A 19,795-nucleotide genomic window follows, 5' to 3' on the forward strand; every position below is an offset into this window, starting at 1 on the left:
GTGGTCAGCCCTTGGGTGACTACCGGCCACTAGCGTCAGGGTGTGCTAGATCCTCAGGGCCCTTTGCCACCGGAAATCTACTGGCGCCGACGCGCACTGGCGGTCGGCGTCCTGGTGGTCGTGCTCGCAGTGATCATCGGCCTGATCTTCTGGGTGACCAGCGACGGCGGTGGCAAGAACACCGCGAACTCCACTGACCTCTCAGGCACCCCCAGTTACGCGCTGCCCTCGGCATACAGCGATCCGTCGGCATCGGCGTCGGGTGTGCCCGGGGTCAGCGGCGGTTCCGGCGGTGGCGGCGGCGGCGATGTCGCGGCCCCCGGTGAGTCCCCTGCAGCAGGTGAACCGGGCATCCCCGGCGGCACCCCTGCCGGTGAGACACCGCAACCTGTCCCCGCAAGCGGACTGTGCCCCGACCAGAACATCTCGGTGGTGCTCTACACCGACAAGCCCGCATACACAGAAGGTGAACAGCCGATCTTCACGATCGCCGTCACCAACGCCGGGCTCTCCGAATGCACGCGGGACGTCGGCAAGGCGATGCAGAGCGTCACGGTGCTCAACCTCGCAGGCGACCGCCGCATCTGGGCCTCCGGCGACTGCGCACCTGTCGAAGGTGTGAACAACCAGCTGCTCAAACCCGGACAACAGGTCAAAGACACCATCGACTGGTCCGGCACCACGAGCACCCCCGGTTGCGAGACCCCGCGGCAGCCGGTCGCGCCGGGTTCGTACCAAGCCATTGCGAGGATCGGCGAAAAAGCCAGCGCACCCATCACATTCAACGTGGACCGCCCCGCCGCGCAGTAGTGTTGGCTCGCTCCGCTCGCTTGTCGGTGTGGCCGCCGATCGCGAGCTCTTCCTACGTCGACTCAGTCGCTGCGCTCCATCGCTCCTCCGTCCAGAGCACGCGGGCCACACCTCCCAGGTCCTCGCGTCGCTGCGCTCGCTCTGACCTTCGGGCGTCTCAGTCGAAGCGTTCGATGCTCAGCTCGGCCAGGCGGGAGAGGCCCTCACGGATGTGGCGGGCCCAGATGCTGCCGATGCCTTCGACGGCTTGTAGATCAGCCGCGGTGGCCGCCAGCAACGCTTGCAGCGTCCCATAGCTACGCACCAGGCGGTCGATGTGCGCGAACTGCAGCCGGGGGATCCGTGCGAGCAAGCGGTAGCCGCGGGGGCTCATCGCGATGTCCTGGGCGTCGATCGTGTTGGGATAACCAAAGGCCCGGGCGAGTGCGGTCAGGTCCAGCAGGTCTTCGTCGGTGAGTTCTTCCACCGCGGCCAACGCCTGCTCGACTTCTTGCGTACTGGCGGGTTCAGGGCTCGCGAAGTAGTCCCGGACCACCAGCTCTCGCTGAGAGTCGTTGTCGCCCACCAATTCCTCCAGCTGCAGACTGAGCTGACGGCCGTTGACACCGAGTTCGAGGACGTAGTGCTGGATCTCGTCGCGAACCCGCCGGACCATCTCCAGGCGCTGCACGACGGTCATGGCGTCGCGCAGCGTCACGTAGTCCTCGATCTCCGATCGCGACAGCTGTGCGCTGACCTCGTCGAGGCGGGTCTTGTACCGCTCCAGGGTTGCCACCGCCAGGTTCGCGCGGGAGAGGATCGCGTCCGAACCCTCGACGACGTAACGGATCCCGGCGACATAGGCGCTCACGATCGACATCGACGCGCTGACCGAGATGACGGGATAACCGGTCTGGATCGCGGTCCGCTCGGCCGATCGGTGCCGGGTTCCGGACTCCTCGGTGGGAATTGACGGATCGGGGACGAGTTGCACGTTGGCGCGCACGATTCGGCTCCCGTCGGTGGACAGCACCACCGCACCGTCCATCTTCGAGAGCTCGCGAAGCCGGGTCGGGGCGAACGCGACGTCGAGGTGGAAGCCGCCGGCGCAGATGCGTTCGACCTCGGGATCGTGTCCGATGACGATCAGGGCACCGGTACGGCCGCGCAGGATACGTTCGAGGCCGTCTCGCAACGGGGTGCCGGGCGCCAGCCGGGCAATCGTCGTGCGAAGCAGGTCCGAGGCCGGAACCTCAGCCATGAGGCGCCTTTCTGTCATGAAGCAGGTGGAGACTAGATTAGCTGTCTGTGAAAACCTCTTTCGTGTTGCCCGACGACCTGGTCCCCTCACAGCGCTCGCCGAAGGCTCCTGCGGCGGGTGGGGCAGTGCGGGCGCACAACCCGATGTGCTTCGGATGCGGAGAGGATGCGCCGACCGGTCTGCAGCTCAAGGCCGTTGCAGGCGAAGGGGTCAACCTCACCGCTCGCATGCAGGTCGAGGCACGTTTCGAAGGCGGACCCGGGGTGATCCACGGCGGCATTCTCTCGACCGCGTTCGACGAGGCAATGGGCCTGGCGCAGTGGATGGTCGGCGCAATCGCGGTGACCGCCCATCTCGAGATCGACTTCGCGAAGCCGATACCGATCGGCAGCGAGCTGCGCATCGAGGCCGAATGCATCGGTGAGGTCCGTCGCAAGCTGTACACCCGCGCGGTTGCGTACCTGGGCGACGACACGGAACCGGTCGGGGCCGCCCACGCGCTCTTCATCAAGATCAAGCCACTCGAGCACTACAAGGACAGTTTTGCCGCCAGCAGTGCCGCGGACTTCTATGCCGACAAGGTGGCCCGCAGAGAACGAAGCGGCGGAGCCTAGAGGAAGCCACACACTAGAACGAGTAGGGGCTCGAGGGGCCCCTGAGGGCGACGCGCATAGCGGTCTGCAGATCAGCGACCTGGGTGATCTTTATGCCGGAGGGAAGATCGAGTGATCCGGCCGGGACGATGGCGTGTTTGAAGCCCAGCCGCTTCGCCTCTGCCACCCGCCGACCTACCCCCGCGACGCGGCGCACCTCACCGGCGAGACCGATCTCGCCGAGCGCGACCATCGACCCGGGCAGTGACCGCTCGGCGAGGATGGAACTGAGAGCGAGCGCGACGGCGAGGTCTGCGGCGGGTTCGCTGATCTTCATGCCCCCGACAGTCGCGACGTAGACGTCCTGATCGAACGTCGGGAGATTGGCGCGGGCGGCGCAGACCGCCAAAATCATTGCCACTCTTGCCGAATCGATACCGACGACGGCGCGGCGCGGGTTGGCCAGGCTCGACTTCGAGACCAGCGCCTGCACCTCTCCGAGCAGTGGCCGCTTGCCGTCCATCGCCACGGTGATCGCAGTGCCCGCCACACCGATGTCGCGGTGGTGCAGGAACAATTCGGACGGATCTGTGACCTCGTGGATGCCGTCTTCGCGCTGTTCGAAACAGCCGACCTCATCGGCCGACCCGAACCGGTTCTTGATCCCGCGGACCATCCGCAGGGTCGAGTGCTTGTCTCCCTCGAAGGACAGGACCACGTCGACGAGGTGCTCGAGGGACCTCGGCCCGGCTACGGTGCCGTCTTTGGTGACATGCCCGACGAGGACGACGGCGATACCAGAGTTCTTCGCCAGTGACGTCAGAGCGGTTGTGACAGCGCGGATCTGGGTGACTCCACCGTTGACGCCATCGACGCTCTGCGCGACCATCGTCTGGACGGAGTCGACGATCATCAGCGAGGGCATGACGGCCTCGGCGTGGCCGAGGACAGCGCCGAGATCGGATTCGGCGGCGAGGTAGATCTCGTCGTGGACGGCTCCGGTGCGTTCGGCGCGCAGACGCACCTGTCCCGCGGATTCTTCGCCGGTGACGTAGAGGGCGCGCCTGCCCTGTAGTGCCCACTGCTTGACCGCCTCGAGCAGCAGCGTGGACTTGCCGACACCGGGTTCCCCGGCGAGCAGTAGCACCGACCCGGGGACGATCCCTTTGCCCAGAACACGATCCAGCTCACCGATACCGGTGGAGAAGGCCGCCGCATTGGTGGCGTCGATCTGGGACATCGGCCGCGCAGGCGTGCCGGGAACCGTTGCAAGCGTGGGCGATTTGCCGCCGCCGATCCCGGAGGTACCGGCAGCGATGGTCGCGACCTCGCCTACCGAACCCCACTCGCCGCAATCAGGGCAACGTCCAAGCCATTTCGCGACCTGATAGCCACACGCGCTACACCGGTACGTTGCTTTGGTCTTGGCCACCGGGCAACTCTAGCGGCGCCGTCCGACAACCCGGAAATGGTGGCTTCTGGCGACACCCACCTGGGGAAATAATCGCCAGAACCCACCAAGATCGGAGTGCTAGTGGGCTTCGCCCTCAGCCTCTTCGACCCCGCGCGGATGGTCCTGGCGCGGGAGGATGGCACCGGCGTCGACCGGGACGGAGATGGTGGTCTCGCCGGCCTTCTCGAAGTCGAAGACCATCGGGACGGTCAGGCCGGGCGTCAGGCTCGGCGGTGCGCCGGTCACGGTGACGGTGATGCGCTCTTCGCTGGGGTCTGTCGGCTCGTTGCTCGTGGTGAGCAGCAGCGCGGGCTCGCCGGCGCGCAGGGACTGGTTGGGTCCGATCGTCCTGCGGCCTTCGATCTCGACCTGACCGCTGCCGTCGGCGAACGAGATGCCTTCGAGCGTGTCGGTGGTGTCGGGGCTGCCATTGGAGATCAGGAAAGCCATCTCCAGGGGTCCGCCGTCGACGAACGCCTGAGTGCTGCCGTCCTTCGGGAAGACGATGTGTACATCACGGAGTGCCAGAGGTCCGGCGTCGATTTCGTTGCCGTTGATCGCGGGGGCCTGGTCGGCCGTCTGCGCGATCTGCCCGGCGCCGCACGCGGTGGTGCCGATCAGCAGGCCTGACGCGATGGTTGCGGCGGCCACTGCCGAGACGAATCGACTGCGCCGGACGTTCCGCAGCGACCGAGAACCCGTGGGTTGGGCCGAAACTTTCTGCACTGACACCGGTTTTCCTCCGAGGTAGGTCCTGATGCAACGCGCGCCCTGTCCCGGTTCGGTCGCCGGGAGATCCCGGTGCGTCCGAACACACAGTGCGTGCACTACGGAGCGTAGTGGGCGTTGCCCGGGAAAGTCTGTCCGGGTCGTGAAATCGATGCATTTTCGTCTTTCGCCCGGTCTGCGGCTCGTTGCTGACCTCGGTTGGTTCGTTCTCCGACCGAAGAGGCATGATGATTCTCATGAACGAGAATGTCACTACCGAGATCGTGTCGTCGTCGCGCGTGACGTTGAGCAGCCGCAGCTTCGCCTCCGACTTCGGTCTCGCCTCGTTCCAGCCGACCCGTGAGCGCTCGTTGATGCGCAGCGAGTTCACCGACAAGATGCGGTCGCCGGCCGGCACCGCCTCGCTGGGCTTCCTGCTGACGTTGGTCGACTACGTGACCTCGGATCCGGCATTGTCGGTCTCCGCACCCGATTGGACTGCCACCCAGAATCTGTCGTTGCACGCTTCGGAAGCTGTGCGGAAAGGTCCGGTCCTGATCGACAGCAACCTCGTACGGGTCGGCAAGAAGGCGGTCGTGGTGTCCGCCGACGTGTACGACGGACGCGGTATGACCGATCTCGGTGAGTTCGCGCGGGCGATCGACGGCGCTGCAGCGTCGGGGGAGGGGCCGGTTCTCGCCGGCCGGGCGCTGGTGACCTTCGTCCGATTGCCTCGGACCGCGGCGACCGGCGCCGACGACTACAAACCCGAGGAATGGATCGGCAAACTCCGCGAGCGCGACATCGAACCTGTTGAAGGGGACATCTACTCCCGTCTGGGGATGCGGGTCGTCGACCCGGCGGCCGGGATCATCGAACTCGACCTCTCGCCCTTTGTCGCCAACATGATCGGCACCATCCAGGGCGGTGCTCAGGCGCTGCTCGTCGAGGCGGCAGCGCACGCGATACGCCCGGGATTCGTCGCGACGGACATGCAGTTGCACTACCTCTCACAGGTGCGGGTCGGACCGGCGAGGTCGTACGCCGACGTGGTCCGTGACGCGAGCGATCACTGCGTCGTGAACATCGGTCTGGTCGATGCCGGCGACGGCGGCCGGCTACTCGCGTTGACGACGGTCACCATGCGGGGTTCAGCGGGCTTGGACAAGCGTGTGGACAGGTGACCGATCGACGACCGGCGCCTAGCCTCATCCGGTTCGTCGGCGGCTTGGTTCGGGCTATGTGCCAGCACACTTTTCAGGTGCCGTCAAGGTTTGCGAAACCGCTGGTATGCCGCTGACCTGCACCGTTGGCTGATGACTTGGAACGTCCCGTGCTAGACTGGGCAAATCGAAAGGGGCATGGAACATTGAATTTCAAAGTTGGTGACACCGTTGTCTACCCCCATCACGGTGCCGCACTGGTCGAAGACATTGTGACCCGAACCATCAAGGGCGAGGCCGTCGAGTACCTCGTTTTGAAGGTGGCCGATGGTGACATGACAGTTCAGATTCCATCCACGAAGCTCGAGTACGTGGGTGTCCGCGACGTCGTCGGGGAAGAAGGACTGGGCAAGGTCTTCGACGTCCTCCGGGCGCCGCACACCGAGGAGCCCACGAACTGGGCGCGTCGGTTCAAGGCCAACCAGGAGAAGCTCATCTCGGGTGACATCATCAAGGTGGCCGAGATCGTGCGTGACCTGTGGCGTCGCGAGCAGGATCGGGGATTGTCCGCAGGTGAGAAGCGGATGCTGACCCGCGCTCGCCGTGTTCTGGTCGACGAGCTCTCGTTGGCACAGAACACCAACGACGAGAAAGCCTCCATCATCCTCGATGAGGTTCTCGCCGCCGCTTCCTGACCGAAGCAGCAAGGTTCTGGTGTCTACAGTCGCGTTGATCCCGGCCGCCGGCCGCGGAGAGCGGCTCGGCGCGGGACTTCCCAAAGCTTTCGTCGACCTCGCCGGTCACAGCATGTTGCATCACGCAGTGCGTGGTGCGCAGGCCAGCGGGGTCGTCGACGCATTGGTTCTCTCTGTACCGCTCGACCTCGTCGAGCAGGTGCAATCTCAATTCCCCGAGGTGATCGTGGTCGCCGGCGGTGCGGAGCGCTCAGACTCCGTACGTGCGGCCCTGGCTGCGGCACCTGCGTCCGACGTGGTGCTCGTCCATGACGCTGCCCGCGCTCTGACCCCTCCTTCTCTTTTTGCCGACGTCGTTGCGGCCGTGACGGCCGGCGCCCCCGCGGTCGTGCCCGGGTTGCCCGTCGTCGACACCATCAAGTCCGTCGATCCCGCAGGTGCGGTGACCGGCACGGTGGACCGCGGCCCTCTCCGGGCAGTACAGACGCCGCAGGGGTTCGACGCCGCCATGCTCGACGCCGCATACGCCGCAGCGAGTGCCGACTTCACCGATGACGCCGGTCTCGTCGAGGCGCAGGGCATCCCGGTGCAGGTCATCCCCGGCGATCCGCTGGCGTTCAAGATCACCACGCCGTGGGACCTGCGGCTCGCGACGTGGCTGCTGCACGAACGGGCCCGTGCATGAGGGTTGGTATCGGGACCGACGTGCACCCGATCGCCGTGGGCAAACCGTGCGCGATGGCAGGGTTGTTGTTTCCCGACGACGACGGCTGCGAGGGCCACTCCGACGGCGACGTGGCTGCTCACGCCCTGTGCGACGCGCTGCTCTCCGCTGCCGGACTCGGCGACCTTGGGTCGGTGTTCGGTACCGGCAGGCCGGAATGGGACGGGGTCAGTGGCGCCGCGATGCTCACGCACGTCCGGGAGCTCTTCGACGCAGCCGGATTCAGATTGGGTAACGCTGCTGTCCAGGTCATCGGTAATCGCCCCAAGATCGGCCCTCGGCGCGCCGAGGCCCAGCACGTTCTCGGGGAGTTGCTCGGCGGACCGGTTTCGGTATCCGCCACCACCACCGACGGTCTGGGTTTGACCGGCCGCGGTGAGGGGATCGCTGCCGTGGCCACAGCCCTGCTACTCGACAAGTAGGATTGCGGATCGTGACCCTGCGCCTTTACGACACCGCCACCCGAGACGTGCGTGAATTCACGCCGTTGCGTCCCGGCCATGTTTCGGTGTACCTGTGTGGCGCCACCGTCCAGGGGGTCCCGCACATCGGGCACGTCCGCAGCGGTATCGCTTTCGATGTGTTGCGGCGCTGGTTGGCGTACAAGGGCTTCGACGTGGCATTCGTGCGCAATGTGACGGACATCGACGACAAGATCCTCCGCAAGGCCGCCGACAACGAGCGTCCCTGGTGGGAATGGGCGGCGACTCACGAGCGCGAGTTCAACTGGGCCTACGACCAATTGGGTGTCTTGGCGCCGTCGGCCGAACCGCGGGCCACCGGGTTCATCACCCAGATGGTCGAATACATGGAGCGGCTCATCGAGCGCGGGCATGCGTATGCCTCCGACGGCAATGTCTACTTCGATGTGCTGAGCCTGCCCGCGTACGGGTCCTTGTCCGGGCACCGCCTTGACGATGTCCATCAAGGGGAGAGTGCCGGCACCGGTAAGCGCGATGCCCGCGACTTCACCCTATGGAAGAGTGCGAAGCCCGACGAGCCCTCGTGGCCGACTCCGTGGGGTCGCGGCCGGCCGGGCTGGCATCTCGAATGCTCGGCCATGGCGACGTCGCTGCTTGGTCCGGAGTTCGATATCCACTGTGGCGGAATGGATCTCGTCTTCCCTCATCACGAGAACGAGCTGGCGCAGAGCCACGGGGCCGGGGATCCGTTCGCACGCTACTGGTTGCACAACGGCTGGGTCACCATGGGGGGCGAGAAGATGTCGAAGTCCCTCGGCAATGTCGTCGCCATTCCCGCCATGTTGCAACGCTTTCGGGCAGTCGAACTGCGGTACTACCTCGGTAGTGCCCACTACCGGTCGATGCTCGAATACTCCGAACATGCCGTCGAAGACGCTGCACGAGGTTATCGCGGCTTGGAATCGTTTGTGCAGCGCACCGTTTCGCGAGTGGGTGCGGTTCCGGTCGGTGACGTGCCCGCGGAGTTCGCGGCTGCGCTCGACGATGACCTCGGGGTCCCGGCTGCGCTGGCGCACATCCACGGCACGGTCAAGACCGGCAACATCGCGCTCGAGAACGGCGACCATGCGACCGCGCTCGAATCGGCGTCGTCGGTGCGGGCCATGCTCGACATCCTCGGGGTCGACCCGCTGGCCGAGCACTGGGCCGATGGCGGCAGCGATACCGACCTGACCGAGGCGCTCGACGTGCTGGTGCGGGCCGAGCTCGATCGGCGCACCACCGCGCGTTCTGAGAAGAACTGGGCGGTCGCCGACGAGGTGCGAGATCGGTTGGCACGGGCGGGCATCGATGTCATCGACACCCCGGATGGCCCGCAGTGGTCGTTGACCGAGAAGAAAGACAATCCAGAGGCAGGCCGATGATCGGCGGGCCACAGGGCACATTCAGCGGAAGGTGGTTGGCTGATGGCCGGCAATTCACGACGTAAGGGCGCGGTCCGTAAGGACGGCACCAAAAAAGGTCAGTCAGTGGGCTCGGGCGGTCAGCGCCGCCGCGGCCTCGAGGCCAGGGGTGCAACCCCGAAAGCCGTTGACCGGACCTATCATCAGGCCCACAAGAAGGCCAAGGCCGCCGCCAGGAGCAATGCGACCTCCGGAGGACGGACGCCGCGCGGCAAGACCCTGACGGAGCAGCCCGAGTACGTGCTCGGCCGCAACCCGGTGGTCGAATGCCTGCGCGCCCAGGTGCCCGCGACGGCACTGTACGTCGTCCTCGGTGGCGACGCCGATGAACGCGTCTCGGAGGCCGTGCAGCTGGCCGGGAACATGGGTATCTCGATCCTCGAGGTACAGAAGCCCGAACTCGACCGGATGAGCACCAACGGCATGCACCAGGGCATCGCGCTGCAGGTGCCGCCGTACCGCTACGCCCACCCGACAGATCTGATGCAATACGCGATCGATTCGGGTCAGCCCCCCTTGCTGGTGGCGCTCGACAACATCACCGACCCCCGTAATCTGGGCGCGGTGATCCGTTCGGTGGCTGCGTTCGGTGGACATGGAGTGGTGATCCCCGCTCGCCGCAGTGCGTCGGTGACCGCCGTCGCGTGGCGGACCAGCGCGGGCGCCGCGGCCCGGCTGCAGGTGGCTCAGGCCACGAATCTGACCCGCACCCTGAAGGAATGGGCTGAAACGGGTGTTCAGCTCGTCGGCCTGGACGCTGACGGTGATGTGACGCTCGACGACTACGACGGCTCCGGCCCGACGGTCATCGTCGTCGGCTCCGAGGGCAAGGGGCTCTCACGCCTGGTGCGTGAGTCCTGCGACTCGATCCTGTCGATCCCGATGGCCGGCGACGTCGAGAGCCTCAACGCCTCCGTCGCAGCCGGGGTCGTCCTCGCGGAGTTCGCGAGACAACGCCGCTCCTAGCTCCCGCCCAAAATGGGTCCTTCTGGCGAACAAAGCCGCAGGTCGGCTTCGCCAGAAGGACCCATTTCCGGATAGACGGGAGTCAGGCGGGGGTCTTTTTCGGCGTCGGCCAGATCCTGCCCATGACGACTTTGATGATGATGCCGACGACGATGATGACGATGCCGGTGACCTCGTGCAGCGAATCGGTGACCAGACCCGCGATGCCGGTGACGATGACGAAGATGGGCACCCAATCCCACAGGCGGGCCAGGGACTGCGGACTTACGTCCTCGCCTGCCTTCTGCTGTGCGCGGTCGGAGGCGTAGTCGGGATAGAACTCGGTGAACGACAACGCGAAAACCGTTCCCGCGAGCTGGATGATCCAGGCCGTCCAGAAGTTGTTGTTGTCGTCGAGAACCGCATCACCGTAGAGACCGGCTGCTGCAGCGACACCGAAGCCGAACACCCATGACCAGGTGATCATGTAGTTGATGTGGCGGAACAGTGGGTGGTCCCACACTTCCTTCGGCGCTTGCTCCTTCGCGTACTGCAGCGTGAACGGCTGCCTGATGATGATCGACACGAGCGCAAACGAGACCAGGGCGATGTTGGTCATCTCGCCGCCCCACTTCTCGAGCCAGTCGATGATGTCTGCCGATGCGAACTGGGCGAGCAGCACCATGGCCGCGAAGTAGGTGACGTCGAAGACTTCGAGCAATTTGATCTTGCTGCCTCGTCGATGCCCGCCGATGACGAACAGGAGGGAAAGGCCGAAGGCTGCTGCAGCCGCTTCTTCAAAGCGCCCGGGTCCATTGAGGAAGGCCATCAGGATCCAAGGCGCAAGACCGGCAAACGGCGAATTGAGGAACGCCGAGAGAATACGACGACCTTTCGACTGTTCGACGATATGGGTCTCGTTGGTTGTGGAATTGTCTGTCACGGCTACGGGGGCCCCATCTCGGGTCGATACTCAGGCAGTTCGGATGTCTGCTCAGGTGATCGTAGCGGGGTGGGGCACCCGTTACCGGGCAAAGGCGTTAGGCCGGATCACCATTGAGGAAATTGATGATGACCGGATTGACAACGCCGGGGGTTTCGATCGGTATCAGGTGTGTGCCAGGCAAGACCGCGAGACGCGCGTTGGGCAATACCCCGACGATTTCCGCGCTGTGCTCGAGCGTCACCTCGTCGTGATCGCCCTGCATCACCAGAGTCGGTGCGGTGATCACACTCAGATCTGAGAGCGCGATTTCGGGTTCATTCGCGATCATCGTGGTGGTCTTCTCGAATACGACAGGGAAATGGTCGTCACCCTCGGGTGCGGCCGCGGCGTAATCAGGGCGGAGGAATTGCACGATTTCGGAGTCGATGTCGTCGATGCTGTCGAGGAGTCCACCGGCAGCGCGGCCGGATGAGTTCAGGTATTGCCCGAGCACGACCATGCGATTCACCAGATCGGGTCGTTTGAGAGCAACCAGGAATGCGATGACGGCGCCGTCGCTCCAGCCGACGAGGTGAGCCGGACCGCCCACGACCTCATCGAGATAGACGATGGTCTCGTCGGCCATCGCCTCGTAGTGGAACTCGTCCATGACGTCCGCGCTGTGTCCGTGGCCGTGGCGCTCGGGTACGTACACCTTGAAGCCGGCGTCGACGATCGGTCGGTACTGGCCGCCCCAGTCGGCTGCCGCGGAGAACGCGCCATGCAGGAGGACCACGGGGGCGCCGTCGCCGTCGACCTGGTGCCAGATCTCCGTGTCGGGAACGGGATGGTTGATTTTCACGTATCCGGTGTACTCGGTGCTCATGTCGTCGATCTTTGCAGAAAACCGGACAGTCGACCTCGCAAATCAACCCGTAGCGGGCGAGCGTCCGCTATCAGACCGATAGGGTCGAAAACATGGTGAGTGCAAGCACGAAGGTGATCCTGTCCGACGGAGTCGTCGAAGGTGTCCGAGACGGGGATTTCATTCGCTGGCGAGGCATCCCCTATGCCGCGCCTCCCGTGGGTGAGCTGCGATTCCGATCTCCGGAACCGGCGATTCCGTGGAGTGGGGTGCTGGCCGCCGACAGCTTCGGCAACGCTGCTCCGCAGAACCCGAAGTACGCCGTCGTCGAGCGCGGCAAGCACCAGCCGGTGAGTGAGGACTCGCTGATCATCAACGTGGTGGCGCCTGGCCGGACGTCGGAGAAGCCGCGCGCGGTGATGGTCTTCATCCACGGCGGTGCGTACATCCTGGGCTCCACCGCGACTCCGCTCTACTACGGTCACGACCTGGTCAAGCGGGGGGACGTGATATTTGTGTCGATGAACTACCGGCTCGGGCCGCTGGGTTACGGCGACTTCACCCAGTTCTCCACCGAGGACCGGGTCTTCGAGTCGAATCTGGGTCTGCGTGATCAGGTCAAGGCCCTCGAGTGGGTACGCGACAACATCGCCGATTTCGGGGGCGACCCCGGCAACGTGACGATTTTCGGTGAGAGCGCGGGAGGCAACGCGGTCACCACGCTGATGGCGACCCCGGCGGCGGGTGGACTCTTCCATCGAGCCATCGCCGAGAGTTCGGCCCCGATGCTCACCCTGCACAAACATTATGCAGATCGTTGGGCCCGCAAGCTCACCGAATTGTTGTGCGCCGATATGGGTGTCGACGATGTGGTCACGGCGCTGACCACGGCGTCCCTCGCGCAGATGGGTCGGGCCGGGCACCGGCTCGCGCGCTGGGTCACCAAGGACACACCGGGGTTGCTGCCGTACGGGCCGGTCGTCGACGGTGACTACCTTCCGGTGGCCCCGGTGGAGGCGTTTGCGGAGGGGACGGCGCATCAGGTCCCGATGATCATCGGGACCAACCGAAACGAGGGCACACTCTTCAAGCGGCTCCCGGACGGGATGTTGTCGACAGAGGAATCGATCTCGGCGATGTTCGCGAACACCGAACCAGATGCACAGGAACGGATCACCGGTTCCTATGGGGAGAAGCTCACCTCCCGGAAAATGGTGCAGTTCGGCGGCGACTACATCTTCTGGGTCGGCACGATCGCGGTCACCCAGGGCCACTCCGAGCATGCCCCGACGTACGCCTATCGATACGATTTCGCGCCGCGTCTGATGAAGTGGCTGGGTCTCGGAGCCACGCACGCTTCCGAGTTGTTGGCCGTTTTCGGTGTCTACCGGGGGCGGGCCGGCCGGTTGCTGACCGCGGTCGGCGACCGTCGTGATGCCCTGCGGGTCACCTCGGAGATGCAGGACCACTGGCTCTCCTTCGCCAAAACCGGTGAACCGCTGGCGAGTTGGCCCAGGTACACTCCGAAGGTCCGGGCTACCCGGATCTTCGATCGGCATTCCTATGTGGAGGTCGACCCGTGGCGGGCACGTCGCGAGGCGTGGTCCGGGTTCGGCGATTATGCCGCCAAGATTCCCGGTGCGGAGAAGGCAACCGAGGAGATGGAGAACGTCTGATGCGGGTTTTCACGTCGGCTGAAGAAATCTTGGCCGCTGTCGGGACCGAGATCGGCAAGAGCGAGTGGCTGACCATCTCGCAAGAGCGGGTCAACCAGTTCGCAGAGGCCACCGGTGATCACCAGTGGATCCATCTCGACGTCGACCGGGCCAAGAAGGAGAGTCCGTACGGCGGGACCATCGCGCACGGTTTTCTGACCCTGTCCCTCGTCCCCTTCCTCAGTGCCCAGATCTACAAGTTCGAGGGCGTCAAGATGGGCATCAACTACGGCAGCAACAAGGTCCGCTTCCCGTCGCCGGTGCTCGTGGGTTCGGCCATCCAGCTGACCAGCACCCTGTCCGAGGCGACCGACCTCGGAGACGGTGCGCTGCAGAACACCTTCACCCAGACCATCGCGGTCGAGGGTGGCAGCAAGCCCGCGCTGGTCCTGGAGATGGTCACCCGGGTCATCTTTTGAGACGTGGCGTGGTTGCCGTGGGCCTCGTCCTCGCGGTGCTGACAATCGGCGGGTGCGGCGACGAGACCGCGTCCGCCGGTCGTTCGACCATGAACACGACCACCACCCCCGCGACCACCAGCTCCACGACCACCGCCTTCACACCGACGCCGGCGGAGCCGGTCTACGGTGCACCGTTCATCGACCGCGTCGAATGGACGGCCACCGAGCAGGGCCCGAGCCTGCAGGTCTTCCCGACCGAGGCGGGCCGGAACGTCCAGGGCGAAACCGAACTCGATCCCGCCTGGGCGGAAGTGGTGGCACTCGATCCCACCGCCGACAGTCCCGGGATGCGCGAACAGTTCGCTTGTCATTGGCGGTTCGCGAGGATCGTCGCGCCGGACAAGACGAGCTGGAACCTGGAACCGTGGCGTCCGGTGGTCACCGACGAAGAGATGATCGCCTCCCGCTGCAATCCCGGCGGCGCGGAAGAACAGATTCCCTGAACCCCGGCGGGACGCGGGCGCGGTCAGGCAGGAGTGATCGCCCGAACCACCTGACCGACGCGCAGGACGCCTGCCGGATCGTGCTGGTCGGCGAGCGCACTGAGCCAGGCGAGGGTGTCCTCGTCGTAACAGCGGGCGAGACGCGCAGGATCGCTACCGGGTGAGAAGTTGGGCAGCTGACCCACCGACCACGGGGCGACGGAGTCCATGATGGCAGCCGCATGGGGCGCGACATGCTCGGCGATCGGCGGCGCCAGAACGCCGATCGTCACCAGGTTGTAGGCGGCTCCGCGATGGCAGAAGGCGCTGCGCTGCGCTGCCGGCCGTGACATCGCCCCACCGAGCAGCCGCACCTCGACGACGACCTGAGGTGACTGCGAGTTCGGGCCAGCCAGGGCGAGCAGGGCTTCGACGGCCTCGTCGCCGAGCTCGCCGAGCAGGGTGCTGTTCTCGTGTACGGGCATCGGGTCCACCGGGTCTGCGTGGATCGCTCCCATCGCTGCGTAGGGCATCGGGCCGACGATGTCGATCAACGGCTCGGCGATCGCGCGGATGGGCGCGATCAGCGCTTCCGCCTCCGCATGGTCGGCCAGGGAGGCGTAGCGGACGGCGAACGTGAGCTTGCCTGCCAACAGAGGTGGAACGTCCGGGAGTGGCGGCAACTGCAGGAAAGCGATGGATGTCGTGGCATGTTCGGGCAGGTCGACACTCCACTCGCGCCACGCCCGCAACACGGCCGGCGCATCGGATCCGTCAAAGTAGATTGCCCCGCCGTAGATCTCGGAGATGGGTAGCAGGTCGATCTCGACCGACGTGACGATGCCGAGAGTGCTCTTGCCGCCGCGCAGTCCCCAGAAGAGTTCGGCGTGGTTCTCCGGGGACACGAGCAGGATCTCGCCCTGTCCGGTGACGAGCTCGAAGGAACGGACGTGGTCGGACGAGAGCCCGACGCTGCGGACGAGGGGTCCGATGCCCCCTCCGGTGAGGAAGCCGATCACCCCGACGCCGGGTGCCGAGCCGGCGAGCGCCGCGAGCCCGTGCGGGGCGGCCGCGTCGATGACCTGCTGCCAGCGCACGCCCGCGCCGACTCGTGCGGTCCTTGCCTCGACATCGATGTCGAGGCCGCCGAGGCCTGCGGTGTGCACGAGGATGGTGCCGTTGTCGATCGGCAGCGCCCCGTGCCCGGTGGACTGTACCCCGACGGTCAGGCCGTGGCGTCCGGCGATCCGGAGCGTCGCAGCGACGTCGGCCGCGGATTCGGGGAACACGATCGCGCAGGGATCGACCGGAACCGCGACGTTGAAGGGGATCGCGCGCTCGGATCCGGGTTCGCCCGGGCGGGTGACCAATCCGGCCACTGCTGCCTGCAGTTCCGCAGTGGGGTCTGCATTGGTGCTGTTGGGGGTCGGGGGCGAGATGGTCATCGTCGGTGGGCCTTTCATCAATGGTCTGCGAGCTGGTGAAAGCCAGCATGCGCCGAGGCCCTTGGCGGGTTCTTGGTCTGCTCATCCAAGAATGTTTCAAGAAAGCGGGCGCCTTCACGCCGGGTGCGTGATTCGCTGCACCTCAGTGACCAGGCCATTCATGCCCAGTGCAAGGGCGGCCCGCGCGATCTCGTCGAGTTCGCGCGTCCGCGCATCCGACGCTGGACGCAGCGAGCAGTCGAGTAGCCGACATCGCAGCACCGAGGGGGCCCCGCCGGTGTCCATCGCGAGGGTGCGAGCCTGATCGTTGAACCGGTGGGCGAGGTCGTCGTCGCCGGCGCAGGCGTGCAGGCGCGCGAGCGCGAGTGCGACCGGTCCGACGACCCCCACCTGACCGATGATCGCGATCCGATCGGCGAAGGGCTCGAGTTCGGTCCGGAATGCGTCGGCGTATTCGACGAGTCCGTGGTCGGCGACGAGATGGGCCAGCAGGACAGTGTGCCCGAGTGTGGTCCAGACATGGGCGGTACGCGCGCCGAGCCACTGCCGGATCATGGCGTCGGCGAGGTCGCGTTCGACCGGGGTGCCGGTCGTGGTCGCCGCGCCGGCGGCCACCACCCCCGCCAGCCCGGTGTCGCCGCCGGTGGCTATCAGCCCCCGAATCCATTGCAGCAGTTCGGATTCGTCAGAGGCGGGACCGATGGTCACCAGACCCTGATCGCGGGACAGGGTCATCGTCGCGACCATGCCGCTGCCCGCTACATACAGTTCGGTCTGTTCGTGGACGTGCGCGGCGATCTCGTGGTGGCGGCGAGCTTCTGCGAAATCGCCGCGCCAGAAAGCGATCACCGCCTCCATCCACCGGAGTTGTGCTCGCAGCACCGGAAGGCCCAGGTCTTCGCTGCCCTCGATGCCGTGCCGCAGATGTCGGGCGGCGGCGTCGACATCGCCGAGATTCATCGTCGCCATGGTGGCGATCGAGTGGGCGATCACCGTGTCCACCCGGGACTGCCGATGACCGAGGGCGAAGAGTTGCTCGATCAGTTCCGGCACCTGGTGGCTGTGGGTCGCGACACCGGAGTAGGTGATCAGCCGGGCCATCAGCACCTCTGCGGCGACGTCGGGATCTCCGAGTTCGGCTGCCAGATCCATTGCCCGGGTCAGGTATCCGGCTGCAACGTCGGGGTCGGGGTTGTAACAGTGACCGACGCTGAGGGCGCCGAGGACCTGGGCGTGGGCGACGGGGTCGTCGGCGACGAAGCCGTCGAGTTGTTCGAGGACCGCCAGCAGCGAACCGGGATCTTCGCTGGGTGCCAGCCAGGGCCATCCACCACTCGAGCGCAGGAGTGAGCCCGCCAGCTTGCCCGCGGTCGCAGTGCGGCCGGCTCGCATCGCGGCGACCAACTGCGACTCGACGGTGTCGAGGACGGTCTGTCCCCGGCCGGCGCGAGAGAGGGCCTCGAGCAGCGCGAGCATCAGATCGTCGCGTTCGATGTCGACCGAACGTTGGTGGGGCAGCAAGTCATGGGCGTCGAGAGCTCGTTGCCACCAGAGAGCCGCGGTTTCCGAGCTCCATCGATCGGCCGCGTCCTCGGCGGCGGCCCGGCAAGCCCGTACCGCCTCGTCGGCGTCCACCAGCGGTAGTGCGGCCAGCAAGTGGGTGGCACGACGGCTGAGCAGGTCGGTGCCGACGCCGCCACTGTCGAGGGCGGCCGCAACCCGGGCATGGGTCCGCTTGCGCTGTAGCCCCGGCATGCTCGCGAGAATCTCTTCGCGCAGCAGCCCGTGGGCGAAGGTGTAACCATCGGCTCCGGGCGCGGGCACGATGATCCGGTCGTCTGCTGCGGCGTCGAGGTGGTCGGCGAGCTCGTCGATGTCGAGTTGTGTTGTGGCAGAGAGTAGACCGATGTCGATGTCGTCGCCGATCACCGCCGCGGTTCGCAAGATCTTCAGGACCTCGACGCCGAGCCCGGCAAGTCGGCGGCCGAGCACGGAGCGGACCGCGAGCGGGATCTCGCCGCTCATCCGTTCGTGGCTCGACAGCCGGGCGTATTCAGAGATGAAGAGGGGGTTGCCGGCGGTGCGCGCTGCCAGCACCTCGATCTCACGTTCACCGATGGCGTCGTCGGCGACCTGGGTTGCCAGCGCTGCGATGTCGCCGGGGCCCAACGCCGGCACCACGATCTGGCGGTTGCCCCCGCCTCGGGCGACCGCGCTGCTCAGCCTGCCGAGCGCCGCGCTGCCCTCGCCCTCACGGATCGTGACCACCACGGCCACCCGATGCCCGCGCAGGGCGGTGGCCATGAAGGCGAGTGCCCCGAGCGACATCGGATCCGCCCACTGGGCATCGTCGATCACGACCATCAACGGCGCCGACGCAGCTGCGTCCTCGATGAGACGTTGCACGCGTTCATAGGTGGTGAAGCGCGCGGTGTCGGGATCGACGTCGGTGGGGATGGACAACACCTCATCCGGGTCGCCGCCCAGCGCGCTGACCAGCTGTCGGGCCGGCCACCAGGCCGGGGCGCCTTCCTCTGGGCTCCGCGCCCACACGTCGCGGCCACCCATCTGGCGGAGCCGTGCGGCTGCTTCCTCGGCCAGTCGTGTCTTCCCGATCCCGGGCGGTCCCATCAGGATCATCCACCGGGTGCCGCCTGCCACGACATCGTCGAGCAGGTGATCGATCTGCTCGATCTCGCGGCCGCGACCGACGATCGAGCTGCTGCGTGGTGCTGCACTGACATCGACGGCGGTCTCCCCGGCGGGACGCACGGCACTCGGCGACTGGAGTTCGGCCGCACCGGACCAGCCGGGCCTGCGTGGCCACGCAGCCAGTTCCGGATCGTGTCGCAGGATCGCCGTGTGCAGCTCACGTAATTCGGTGCCCGGTTCGAGACCGAGCTCGGCGTCGAGGCGATCGGAGTGTTCGGTGAAGATCTCCAAGGCCTCCGGGGAGCGGCCCGCGCGGTGCAGGGCGAGCATGTGCAGCCAGCAACTGCGATCACGGAAGGGGTGGGCATCACGCAGGGTGGCCACCTCGACGAGTGCGTCGGCGATCCGGTTCACCGCAAGCAGCGCGGTGATCCGGTTCTCACGGCAGTCGCTGCGGATCTCCTCGAGTCCGCGGGCCTCGAGGATGACCCATTCTTCATCGGCCATGCCGCTGAGCAGTGGCCCCCGCCAGAGCGACAGCGCGTGGTCCGCCGCGTCGAGGGCATCCTGCCAGTCATGGGCGAGGGCGCATTTGTGCGCGGTGGCCGCGGCGTCGGTGAACTCGGCGACATCGACGTCGTCGGCGGGGACGTCGAAGACGTATCCGGGCGTCTGCCTGCGAATGGGAGACGAGCCGGCAGAGTCACTGCGCAGAGCGCGCCGTAGGTTGGAGATGTACGCCTGGAGGCTGGAGGCGGCGCTCGGTGGGGCACTCTCACCCCAGAGTGCATCGGTCAGTCGGTCGGTGGACACGACGGTGCCGCGGTGGATCAGCAGCTGCGCCAGTACCATTCGCTGTTTCGGTGAGCCGAGGTCGACCGACTCGCCGGAGTCGGTGCGGACCGCGGCGAGTGGGCCGAGCAGCTGATAGCGCATGATTTTTTCGACTTTAGCCCGCGGGCGTGCCGTCTGCCCTTGCGTTGTCGTTCGAACGGATGTCCGCCGTCAGAACGGTGGTGGCGGGCCGTCATCGTCGGTTGATGGTTTCGGCGGGGATGTCGGTACATCGAGCATCCGACGATTCAGCCAAGACG

Annotated in this window: 18 protein-coding genes; 11 read left to right on the top strand and 7 right to left on the bottom strand. The window is 66.1% G+C overall.

The features are described from left to right. Positions 1–42 precede the first annotated feature (42 nt). On the top strand, positions 43–810 hold the full coding sequence (locus J3S28_RS03650) for a hypothetical protein (protein WP_207837645.1): 768 nt from the start codon (positions 43–45) through the stop codon (positions 808–810). Between the two features lie 157 nt (positions 811–967). On the opposite strand, the gene disA is transcribed toward J3S28_RS03650, so the two are convergent. Next, the gene (disA, locus tag J3S28_RS03655) at positions 968–2,050 is read right to left on the bottom strand and encodes a DNA integrity scanning diadenylate cyclase DisA (protein WP_207837647.1); all 1,083 of its coding nucleotides are present in this window, start codon (positions 2,048–2,050) and stop codon (positions 968–970) included. Between the two features lie 47 nt (positions 2,051–2,097). Here disA and J3S28_RS03660 point away from each other — a divergent pair, with 47 nt between their 5' ends. Continuing rightward, positions 2,098–2,664: a PaaI family thioesterase gene (locus J3S28_RS03660; RefSeq protein ID WP_307796802.1), complete on the top strand. Its 567-nt coding sequence runs from the start codon at positions 2,098–2,100 to the stop codon at positions 2,662–2,664. Between the two features lie 13 nt (positions 2,665–2,677). On the opposite strand, the gene radA is transcribed toward J3S28_RS03660, so the two are convergent. Continuing rightward, positions 2,678–4,075 (bottom strand): DNA repair protein RadA, encoded by a 1,398-nt coding sequence (radA, locus tag J3S28_RS03665; protein ID WP_207837648.1) that lies wholly within the window; start codon positions 4,073–4,075, stop codon positions 2,678–2,680. A gap of 99 nt (positions 4,076–4,174) precedes the next feature. Next, complete coding sequence (locus tag J3S28_RS03670; protein WP_207837649.1) at positions 4,175–4,828, bottom strand: copper chaperone PCu(A)C domain-containing protein; 654 nt, start codon at positions 4,826–4,828, stop codon at positions 4,175–4,177. Positions 4,829–5,061: 233 nt separating this feature from the next. Between J3S28_RS03670 and J3S28_RS03675 the strand changes: the two genes are divergently transcribed. The 6 genes from J3S28_RS03675 (at position 5,062) to rlmB (ending at position 10,237) form a co-directional block, all read left to right on the top strand. Continuing rightward, positions 5,062–5,988, top strand: a complete 927-nt coding sequence (locus J3S28_RS03675) for a hotdog family protein (RefSeq protein WP_237340940.1) — start codon at positions 5,062–5,064, stop codon at positions 5,986–5,988. Between the two features lie 185 nt (positions 5,989–6,173). Then, the gene (locus tag J3S28_RS03680; protein WP_020107769.1) at positions 6,174–6,662 is read left to right on the top strand and encodes a CarD family transcriptional regulator; all 489 of its coding nucleotides are present in this window, start codon (positions 6,174–6,176) and stop codon (positions 6,660–6,662) included. Between the two features lie 19 nt (positions 6,663–6,681). After that, positions 6,682–7,347, top strand: a complete 666-nt coding sequence (gene ispD / locus J3S28_RS03685; protein ID WP_372435928.1) for a 2-C-methyl-D-erythritol 4-phosphate cytidylyltransferase — start codon at positions 6,682–6,684, stop codon at positions 7,345–7,347. Beyond that, positions 7,344–7,808, top strand: coding sequence for a 2-C-methyl-D-erythritol 2,4-cyclodiphosphate synthase (gene ispF, locus J3S28_RS03690; protein ID WP_207837655.1), 465 nt, complete (start codon positions 7,344–7,346; stop codon positions 7,806–7,808). The genes ispD and ispF overlap by 4 nt, the downstream gene beginning before the upstream one ends. An 11-nt stretch (positions 7,809–7,819) precedes the next feature. Then, on the top strand, positions 7,820–9,232 hold the full coding sequence (gene cysS, locus J3S28_RS03695) for a cysteine--tRNA ligase (RefSeq protein ID WP_207837657.1): 1,413 nt from the start codon (positions 7,820–7,822) through the stop codon (positions 9,230–9,232). Between the two features lie 42 nt (positions 9,233–9,274). Further along, positions 9,275–10,237 (top strand): 23S rRNA (guanosine(2251)-2'-O)-methyltransferase RlmB, encoded by a 963-nt coding sequence (gene rlmB, locus J3S28_RS03700; protein ID WP_084892453.1) that lies wholly within the window; start codon positions 9,275–9,277, stop codon positions 10,235–10,237. Positions 10,238–10,319: 82 nt separating this feature from the next. Here the strand turns inward: rlmB and J3S28_RS03705 are convergent, their stop codons facing one another. Next, entirely contained in the window at positions 10,320–11,159 is an 840-nt protein-coding gene (locus J3S28_RS03705; RefSeq protein WP_207837659.1) for a hypothetical protein, read from the bottom strand. Positions 11,160–11,256: 97 nt separating this feature from the next. Next, on the bottom strand, positions 11,257–12,027 hold the full coding sequence (locus J3S28_RS03710; RefSeq protein WP_207837661.1) for an alpha/beta fold hydrolase: 771 nt from the start codon (positions 12,025–12,027) through the stop codon (positions 11,257–11,259). Positions 12,028–12,119: 92 nt separating this feature from the next. Here J3S28_RS03710 and J3S28_RS03715 point away from each other — a divergent pair, with 92 nt between their 5' ends. From J3S28_RS03715 to J3S28_RS03725, 3 genes are read left to right on the top strand one after another with little or no spacing between them, the layout of a single operon-like run. Next, on the top strand, positions 12,120–13,682 hold the full coding sequence (locus J3S28_RS03715) for a carboxylesterase/lipase family protein (protein ID WP_207837663.1): 1,563 nt from the start codon (positions 12,120–12,122) through the stop codon (positions 13,680–13,682). Beyond that, the gene (locus tag J3S28_RS03720) at positions 13,682–14,140 is read left to right on the top strand and encodes a MaoC family dehydratase (RefSeq protein ID WP_207837665.1); all 459 of its coding nucleotides are present in this window, start codon (positions 13,682–13,684) and stop codon (positions 14,138–14,140) included. The genes J3S28_RS03715 and J3S28_RS03720 overlap by 1 nt, the downstream gene beginning before the upstream one ends. 8 nt (positions 14,141–14,148) lie before the next feature. Beyond that, on the top strand, positions 14,149–14,625 hold the full coding sequence (locus tag J3S28_RS03725) for a DUF2599 domain-containing protein (protein WP_307796804.1): 477 nt from the start codon (positions 14,149–14,151) through the stop codon (positions 14,623–14,625). Positions 14,626–14,648: 23 nt separating this feature from the next. On the opposite strand, the gene J3S28_RS03730 is transcribed toward J3S28_RS03725, so the two are convergent. Together J3S28_RS03730 and J3S28_RS03735 are read right to left on the bottom strand one after the other, a co-directional pair. Continuing rightward, entirely contained in the window at positions 14,649–16,049 is a 1,401-nt protein-coding gene (locus tag J3S28_RS03730; protein ID WP_207837667.1) for an FAD-binding oxidoreductase, read from the bottom strand. Between the two features lie 114 nt (positions 16,050–16,163). Further along, complete coding sequence (locus J3S28_RS03735; RefSeq protein ID WP_207837670.1) at positions 16,164–19,637, bottom strand: ATP-binding protein; 3,474 nt, start codon at positions 19,635–19,637, stop codon at positions 16,164–16,166. Positions 19,638–19,795: the final 158 nt, after the last annotated feature.

Origin of the sequence: Williamsia soli (genome assembly GCF_017377795.1) — a bacterium.
GTDB classification, from domain to species: domain Bacteria; phylum Actinomycetota; class Actinomycetes; order Mycobacteriales; family Mycobacteriaceae; genus Williamsia; species Williamsia soli.

Excerpts from the sequence above, each read along its gene's own strand:
- disA (WP_207837647.1), bottom strand. The coding sequence starts at position 2,050 with ATGGCTGAGGTTCCGGCCTCGGACCTGCTTCGCACGACGATTGCCCGG.
- J3S28_RS03735 (WP_207837670.1), bottom strand. The coding sequence starts at position 19,637 with ATGCGCTATCAGCTGCTCGGCCCACTCGCCGCGGTCCGCACCGACTCC.
- J3S28_RS03675 (WP_237340940.1), top strand. The coding sequence starts at position 5,062 with ATGAACGAGAATGTCACTACCGAGATCGTGTCGTCGTCGCGCGTGACG.
- J3S28_RS03715 (WP_207837663.1), top strand. The coding sequence starts at position 12,120 with ATGGTGAGTGCAAGCACGAAGGTGATCCTGTCCGACGGAGTCGTCGAA.
- J3S28_RS03730 (WP_207837667.1), bottom strand. The coding sequence starts at position 16,049 with ATGACCATCTCGCCCCCGACCCCCAACAGCACCAATGCAGACCCCACT.
- rlmB (WP_084892453.1), top strand. The coding sequence starts at position 9,275 with ATGGCCGGCAATTCACGACGTAAGGGCGCGGTCCGTAAGGACGGCACC.
- J3S28_RS03710 (WP_207837661.1), bottom strand. The coding sequence starts at position 12,027 with ATGAGCACCGAGTACACCGGATACGTGAAAATCAACCATCCCGTTCCC.
- J3S28_RS03720 (WP_207837665.1), top strand. The coding sequence starts at position 13,682 with ATGCGGGTTTTCACGTCGGCTGAAGAAATCTTGGCCGCTGTCGGGACC.
- ispF (WP_207837655.1), top strand. The coding sequence starts at position 7,344 with ATGAGGGTTGGTATCGGGACCGACGTGCACCCGATCGCCGTGGGCAAA.